Source organism: Streptomyces sp. SID5785, assembly GCF_009870065.1.
In the GTDB taxonomy this organism is placed as follows: domain Bacteria; phylum Actinomycetota; class Actinomycetes; order Streptomycetales; family Streptomycetaceae; genus Streptomyces.
Window position 1 is genome coordinate 1 of sequence record NZ_WWIA01000245.1, and the last position, 6,163, is coordinate 6,163.

General features: G+C 74.3%; 7 protein-coding genes. 3 read left to right on the forward strand and 4 right to left on the reverse strand.

Annotated features, from left to right (window positions below; translation table 11 throughout):
- Both GTW43_RS07405 and GTW43_RS07410 read right to left on the reverse strand, forming a co-directional pair.
- On the reverse strand, nucleotides 1–1,075 hold a 1,075-nt coding region (locus GTW43_RS07405), incomplete at its 3' end, for an acyl-CoA dehydrogenase family protein (RefSeq protein ID WP_161300825.1).
- Between the two features lie 8 nt (nucleotides 1,076–1,083).
- Nucleotides 1,084–2,232, reverse strand: a complete 1,149-nt coding sequence (locus GTW43_RS07410) for a CaiB/BaiF CoA-transferase family protein (RefSeq protein ID WP_161300826.1) — start codon at nucleotides 2,230–2,232, stop codon at nucleotides 1,084–1,086.
- Nucleotides 2,233–2,456: 224 nt separating this feature from the next.
- Here GTW43_RS07410 and GTW43_RS07415 point away from each other — a divergent pair, with 224 nt between their 5' ends.
- Nucleotides 2,457–3,647: a saccharopine dehydrogenase NADP-binding domain-containing protein gene (locus GTW43_RS07415; RefSeq protein WP_161300827.1), complete on the forward strand. Its 1,191-nt coding sequence runs from the start codon at nucleotides 2,457–2,459 to the stop codon at nucleotides 3,645–3,647.
- On the opposite strand, the gene GTW43_RS07420 is transcribed toward GTW43_RS07415, so the two are convergent.
- Entirely contained in the window at nucleotides 3,619–4,329 is a 711-nt protein-coding gene (locus tag GTW43_RS07420) for an endonuclease V (protein WP_161300828.1), read from the reverse strand. The two genes, GTW43_RS07415 and GTW43_RS07420, sit on opposite strands and share 29 nt — an antisense overlap.
- A gap of 48 nt (nucleotides 4,330–4,377) precedes the next feature.
- Between GTW43_RS07420 and GTW43_RS07425 the strand changes: the two genes are divergently transcribed.
- Both GTW43_RS07425 and GTW43_RS07430 read left to right on the forward strand, forming a co-directional pair.
- On the forward strand, nucleotides 4,378–4,830 hold the full coding sequence (locus GTW43_RS07425; RefSeq protein ID WP_161300829.1) for a GNAT family N-acetyltransferase: 453 nt from the start codon (nucleotides 4,378–4,380) through the stop codon (nucleotides 4,828–4,830).
- Between the two features lie 10 nt (nucleotides 4,831–4,840).
- Nucleotides 4,841–5,146, forward strand: a complete 306-nt coding sequence (locus tag GTW43_RS07430) for a YciI family protein (RefSeq protein ID WP_161300830.1) — start codon at nucleotides 4,841–4,843, stop codon at nucleotides 5,144–5,146.
- Here the strand turns inward: GTW43_RS07430 and GTW43_RS07435 are convergent.
- On the reverse strand, nucleotides 5,143–6,163 hold a 1,021-nt coding region (locus GTW43_RS07435), incomplete at its 5' end, for an oxidoreductase (protein WP_237536457.1). The genes GTW43_RS07430 and GTW43_RS07435 overlap by 4 nt on opposite strands.

Consider the following 6,163-nt stretch of genomic DNA (forward strand, 5'->3'; position numbering starts at 1 on the left):
TGCGTCCGTCGGTGAAGGCCTTCGCGACGCGGTACTCGGTCATGTAGCCGTATCCGCCGTGCAGTTGGAGGCAGCGGTCGGCGACGCGCTTCTGCAGTTCGGTGGCCCACCACTTCGCCATGGAGGCGTGCACGGCGTCGAGGGTGCCGGCCGAGTGGTCCTCGATGCAGCGGTCGAGGAAGGTGCGGGTGACGGCGCACTCGGTCGCCATCTCGGCTATCTCGAACCGGATGTGCTGCTTGGTGGCGAGCGGGCGGCCGAAGGCCTCGCGCTCCTTCACGTAGGTCGTGGTGATCTCCAGGAGGTGCTCGGCGGCGGCGATCGCGGCGACGGCGATGCCCATGCGCTCCTGGGCGAGGTTGGTCATGAGGTGGATGAACGCGCCGTCGAGATCACCGAGCAGATTCTCCTTCGGGACGCGGACGTCGTGGAAGAAGAGCTCGGCCGTGTCCTGCGCCTTCTGGCCGATCTTGTCGAGGTTGCGGCCGCGCTCGAAGCCCTCCGTGCCGCGTTCGACCACGAGCAGGGACAGGCCGTGGGCGCCGCCCTCCGCGGTGGTCTTGGCGACGACCACGACGAGGTCGGCCAGGATGCCGTTGGAGATGAAGGTCTTGGAGCCGTTGAGCAGCCAGTGGTCGCCCTTGTCCTCGGCGGTGGTGCGGATGCCCTGGAGGTCGGATCCGGCGCCGGGTTCGGTCATGGCGATCGCGGTGATCAGGGTGCCGTCGCAGAAGCCAGGCAGCCAGCGCCGCTTCTGCTCGTCGGTGGCGAGCGAGGTGAGGTACGGGCCGATGATGTCGTTGTGCAGGCCGACGGCGAGGCCGGCGGCGCCCGCGCGCGTGAACTCCTCGGCGAGGACCGCGCTGTAGCGGAAGTCCGTGGTGCCGCCGCCCCCGTACTCCTCCGGGACGGCGAGGCCGAGCAGGCCCTGCCGGCCGGCGGCGCGCCAGGCCTCGCGCGAGACGATGCCGTCCTTCTCCCACTGCTCGTAGTGCGGGGCGACCTCCTTGGCCAGGAAGGTGCGGACGGTCTCGCGGAACGCCTCGTGCTCGGCGCTGAACAGGCGTCGCTCCATGCCGGTTCTCAACTGCCTTCCGTTGTCGTCTGGTCCAGTGCGGGTACGCCCCAGTCGCGGGCGACCGCGGCGGTGTCGGCGCCCGGCCGGGCGGGGCCCGAGCGGACGTCGGTGGGCGTGCGGGAGAAGCGCGGCGCGGGGGCCGGCTGGGTGATGCCGCCGTGGTCGACGAAGGTGCCGCGGGCGGCGAGGTGCGGGTGGCCCGGGGCCTCGCGCAGGGAGAGCACGGGGGCCACGCAGGCGTCGGTGCCCTCGAAGACGGCCGTCCACTCCTCGCGCGTGCGCTCCTTGAAGCGGGCCGCGACCGCGTCACGCAGCTCGCCCCAGCGGGTGATGTCCTTGCGGGCGGGCGCGGTCGCGGCCAGCCCCATGAGGGCGATGAACTCGTCGTAGAACTGCTGCTCCAGGGCGCCGACCGCCATGTGCTGGCCGTCGGCGGTCTCGTACGTGCCGTAGAAGGGGCAGCCGCCGTCGAGCAGGTTGCTGCCGCGGCGGTCCTGCCAGCCGCCGGCCGCGAGCATGCCGTGGATCATCGAGGAGAGGTGGGAGGTGCCGTCGATGATCGCCGCGTCGACGACCTGGCCGGGGCCGCCCGCGCGCGCGTGGTGCAGCGCGGCGAGGATGCCGACGACGAGGTAGAGGGAGCCGCCCGCGTAGTCACCGACCAGGTTGGCGGGCACGGTCGGGGGCCGCCCGGGGTCGCCGATCATGCCGAGCGTGCCGGTGAGGGCGATGTACGCGATGTCGTGGCCGGCGCGGTGGGCGAGCGGGCCCTCCTGGCCCCAGCCGGTCATCCGGCCGTACACCAGCCGCGCGTTGCGCTCGTGGCAGGCGTCGGGGCCGACGCCGAGCCGCTCCGCGACGCCCGGGCGGTACCCCTCGATGAGCACGTCGGCCCGCTCGACGAGGTCGAGGACGCGGGCGGGGCCGTCCGGCGCCTTGAGGTCGACGATCACGGAGCGCTTGTTCCGGTTCGTGATGTCGAAGGCCGGGTCGATCGCGAGGCCCGCGCCGCCCGGCCGGTCCACGCGCACGACGTCGGCGCCGAGGTCCGCGAGGAGCATCGCCGCGAAGGGGCCCGGACCGATCCCGGCCAGCTCGACCACGCGCACTCCGCAGAGCGGTCCTGCACCGGCTGCCCCGCCTGTCACTGCCATTCGGCCACACCCTCGGCTCGCTTGTGACACAACTGATGTAACACCAGCGATGCTAAGAAGGCGCACCGGCCAGCACAAGCCCTGGCGAGCAAGCGCTTAGACAATTTTTCGGCGGCGGGGCCGGGAGGAAGGCGGGCCGCGCATGGGGCAGCCGCGGCGCCGCACGCGGCTCGCGCTAGCCTCGGCGACCGACAACGGCGCGGGACCGCAGGACGAGGGGTGTCATGAACAGGCCTGAAGAGTCGACCAGGACGTACGACGTGGTGCTGTTCGGCGCCACCGGCTTCGTGGGAGTGCTCACCGCCGAGTACCTCGCGGCGCACGCGCCCGAGGGGCTGCGGTGGGCGATCGCGGGGCGCGACACGGCGAAGCTGGAGCGGCTGCGCGAGCGCCTCACCGGGATCGACCCGGCGTGCGCCGTGCTGCCCGTGGAGCGCGCGGACTCCGCCGACCCCGCGTCGATGCGCGAGCTGGCCTTCCGCACACGCGTGGTGGCGTCGACCGTCGGCCCGTACCTGGAGCACGGCGAGGGCCTCGTCGCCGCGTGCGCGGACGCGGGCACCGACTACCTGGACCTCACCGGGGAGCCGGAGTTCGTCGACCTGATGTACGTGCGGCACGACGCCCGCGCGCGCGAGACGGGCGCCCGCCTGGTGCACAGCTGCGGCTTCGACTCGATCCCGCACGACCTGGGCGCGTACTTCACGGTCACGCAGCTGCCGCAGGACGTCCCGCTGCGCGTCGACGGGTTCGTCCGTACCGACGCCCAGTTCTCCGGCGGCACGTTCGCCTCGGCCCTGCACCAGTTCGGGCGGGCGCGGCAGATGCTCGCCGCGCACCAGGACCGGCGGCGCCACCAGCCCCGCCTGGTCGGCCGCACCGCCTACGCGCCCACGGGGGCGCCGCGCTACGCCCCCGAGGTGGGCGCGTGGGCGGTCCCGCTCCCGACCATCGACGCCCAGGTGGTCCAGCGCTCGGCGCGCGCCCTGGAGCGCTACGGTCCGGACTTCCGCTACCGGCACTACGCGGCCGTGAAGTCGCTGCCCGTCGCGGTGGGCGGCGTCGCCGCGGTCGGCGCCGTGTTCGCGGCGGCCCAGGTGCCGCCCGCGCGGCGGTGGCTGGGCGGGCTGCTGCGCCCCGGCGACGGGCCGGACGAGGCGCGCCGTGCGAAGAGCTGGTTCTCGGTGCGGTTCGTCGGCGAGGGCGGCGGACAGCGGGTGTTCACCGAGGTCGCCGGCGGCGACCCCGGATACACGGAGACGGCGAAGATGCTGGCCGAGTCCGCGATGTGCCTGGCCGAGGACGAACTGCCCGACACGTCGGGCCAGGTGACGACGGCCGAGGCGATGGGCGACGCGCTCATCGGGCGGCTCACCGCCGCGGGTCTCACCTTCCGGGTCGCGGCGCGGCGGTGAGGTCGAGCAGGGCGTCCCGGCACAGCCGGTCCGCCCTGCGGGTGGTCTCCGGCAGCCGGAACCGCGGTGTGAGCGCGAGGACATGGGCGCAGGCCGTGTCGAGGGTCACCCGGTGTCCGACGGAGACGTACACGGGTCTGACACCGGCGCGGGTGCGCAGGGCGCGTCCGACCTCCTCGGCGCCGTCGAGGAGCGGGGCGGCGGCGCCCCGCTCCGGGCCCACCTCGCCGTGCGCGAACACGAACGGGTTCTTGGCGACGCCCAGCGCGGGCAGGCCGGTCAGGACGCCGAGGTGGCTGGCGAGGCCGAAGCGGCGCGGGTGCGCGAGCCCGTAGCCGTCGCACACGACGAGGCCCGGGTCGGCGGTCAGCGCCTCCAGCGCGCCGAGAACCGCCGGGATCTCACGGAAGGCCAGCAGGCCGGGCACGTACGGGAAGGCGACCGGGCCGGCGGCCGTCGCCCGGTCCACGACGCCGAGCGTCGCGGCGTCGAGCACGACGGCGGCCGCGGCGACCACGCCCCGCTCGTCGTCGTACGCGACATCGATGCCCGTGACGGTGCCGGTGCCCGGTGCCGGGCCCGGTTCGTCGCGCACGACGCGTCCGCGCAGCGCGTCCTGCACGGCGAGTGCCGCCGTCTCGTCGGCCGGCCAGCCCTCTGGGATCCCCGTGATCGTCCGCATGCCCTCACCCTAGACAGCGGGTCCGCCCCGCCCTCTAGTATGTAATGCATGAATGACATCACTGACCCTTACACGGTCGAGGTCGGCGTCCCGCCGGTGGACGTCTACCGGCGACTGCGCACGGACGCGGGCCTGTCGGGCAAGTCCGCCGAGGCGGCGGCCGTCGCCCTCCCCCACACCTGGTACGGCGTGGTGCTGCGGCACGAGGGCGAGCCGATCGGGATGGGCCGGATCATCGGCGACGGCGGCACCGCCTTCCAGATCGTCGACATCTGCGTGCACCCGGACCACCAGGGCGCGGGACTCGGCAAGCGCATCATGGCCGCGCTCACGGCGGAGCTGGAGCGCAGGGCGCCCGCGACGGCGTACGTGTCGCTCGTCGCGGACGGTCCGGCACGCTTCCTGTACGAGAAGTTCGGCTTCGCGGACACCGCGACGCACGGCTCGGTGGGCATGTACCGCCTGATGAAGGGCCCGGACGCCGAGCGGGGCCACCAGTAGGCTGGCGGCCATGTTCGTACTGGAACTGACGTACACCGGCACGACGGAGCGGATCGACGCCCTGCTCCCCGCGCACGTCGCATGGCTCGACGCGCACTACGCGTCCGGCACCTTCCTCGCGTCCGGCCGCAAGAACCCGCGCGACGGCGGCGTCATCCTGGCGGCCGGAGCGGACCGCGCGGCGATCGAGGCGCTCACGCGGACCGACCCCTTCGCGACCGAGGGCGTGTGCGCCTACCGGATCACGCAGTTCTACGCCACGAAGACGGCTCCGGAACTGGAGCCGTTCCGCGAGCAGTTGCCGGTGGCGAACTAACTCCGCGCCACCCGGCCCTTCTCCCCCGCGGCCCAGCACGCGCCGTCGCGGGTGCAGTCCACCGTGTCGAACGAACCCGTGTCGACCGGGTGCCAGGTGCGGCCCGCGTCCGTCGTGAGGTCGGTGCCGGTCGGGCCGACCGCGAGGGCCGCACGGCGGCTGTGCGGGAGCCAGGCGACGCCGGAGCGGTAGGCGGACGGCGGACGGGCCGCCGCGGTCCAGGTGCGGCCACCGTCGCCGGTGACGGCCGCGGCCTGCGGGGACGCCTGCTCCGGCCGGTAGTCGCCGCCGACGGCGATGCCGTGCGCGCGGTCGCGGAAGGCCAGCCCGAACACACCGCGGGCCGGGTCACCCGCCGGGACCGGCGCCTGCCGGGCGGTCCAGGTCAGCCCGCGGTCGCGGGAGTGCAGCACGCGCGCGTGGGCGCCGCCGCCCGTCGCGAGCCACACGTCCGAGCGGCCGGAGGTCACGAGGCACTGCCCGGATGCGGCGAAGCCCGCCTCGCCGGTCTGCGCCGCCGGCATCCCCGCCGCCGGTAGCACCCGCCAGGAGCGGCCGCCGTCGCGGGTGGACAGGATGCGGAAGCGCCCGTCGACCGGGTCGCTCATGGCGAGTCCGTTGCGGTGGTCGAAGAACGTCACGCAGTCGTAGAAGGCCTTCGGGTCGGGGTTGCGGAAGGACTCCGTCCAGGTCGCGCCGCCGTCCTGGGTACGGAAGATTCGGGAGTCCTCGCCCTCTCCGATGGCCAGGGCCACGGCTCGGCGCGCGTCGAACGCCTCGATGTCCCGCAGCTCCAGACCGCTCGCCGCCGCCGGCGAGACATCCCGCCAGTGCCCGCCGCCGTCCGTGGTGCGCAGGATTGTGCCGCCGGTTCCCGCGACCCAGGCGGTGGACCGGTCGACGGCGGCCAGGCCGCGGAAGCGCGCGTCCGTACCGGTGTCCGTGAGCCGCCAGTGACCGGGCCCGCCGGACGGGGCGGCCGGCGCGGGGGCCGCGCCCAGCGCGACCGCGGCGAGC

Bases quoted from the DNA above. Each gene is read 5' to 3' on its own strand.
- GTW43_RS07415 (WP_161300827.1), top strand. From the start codon at position 2,457: ATGAACAGGCCTGAAGAGTCGACCAGGACGTACGACGTGGTGCTGTTC.
- GTW43_RS07425 (WP_161300829.1), top strand. From the start codon at position 4,378: ATGAATGACATCACTGACCCTTACACGGTCGAGGTCGGCGTCCCGCCG.
- GTW43_RS07430 (WP_161300830.1), top strand. From the start codon at position 4,841: ATGTTCGTACTGGAACTGACGTACACCGGCACGACGGAGCGGATCGAC.
- GTW43_RS07410 (WP_161300826.1), bottom strand. From the start codon at position 2,232: ATGGCAGTGACAGGCGGGGCAGCCGGTGCAGGACCGCTCTGCGGAGTG.
- GTW43_RS07420 (WP_161300828.1), bottom strand. From the start codon at position 4,329: ATGCGGACGATCACGGGGATCCCAGAGGGCTGGCCGGCCGACGAGACG.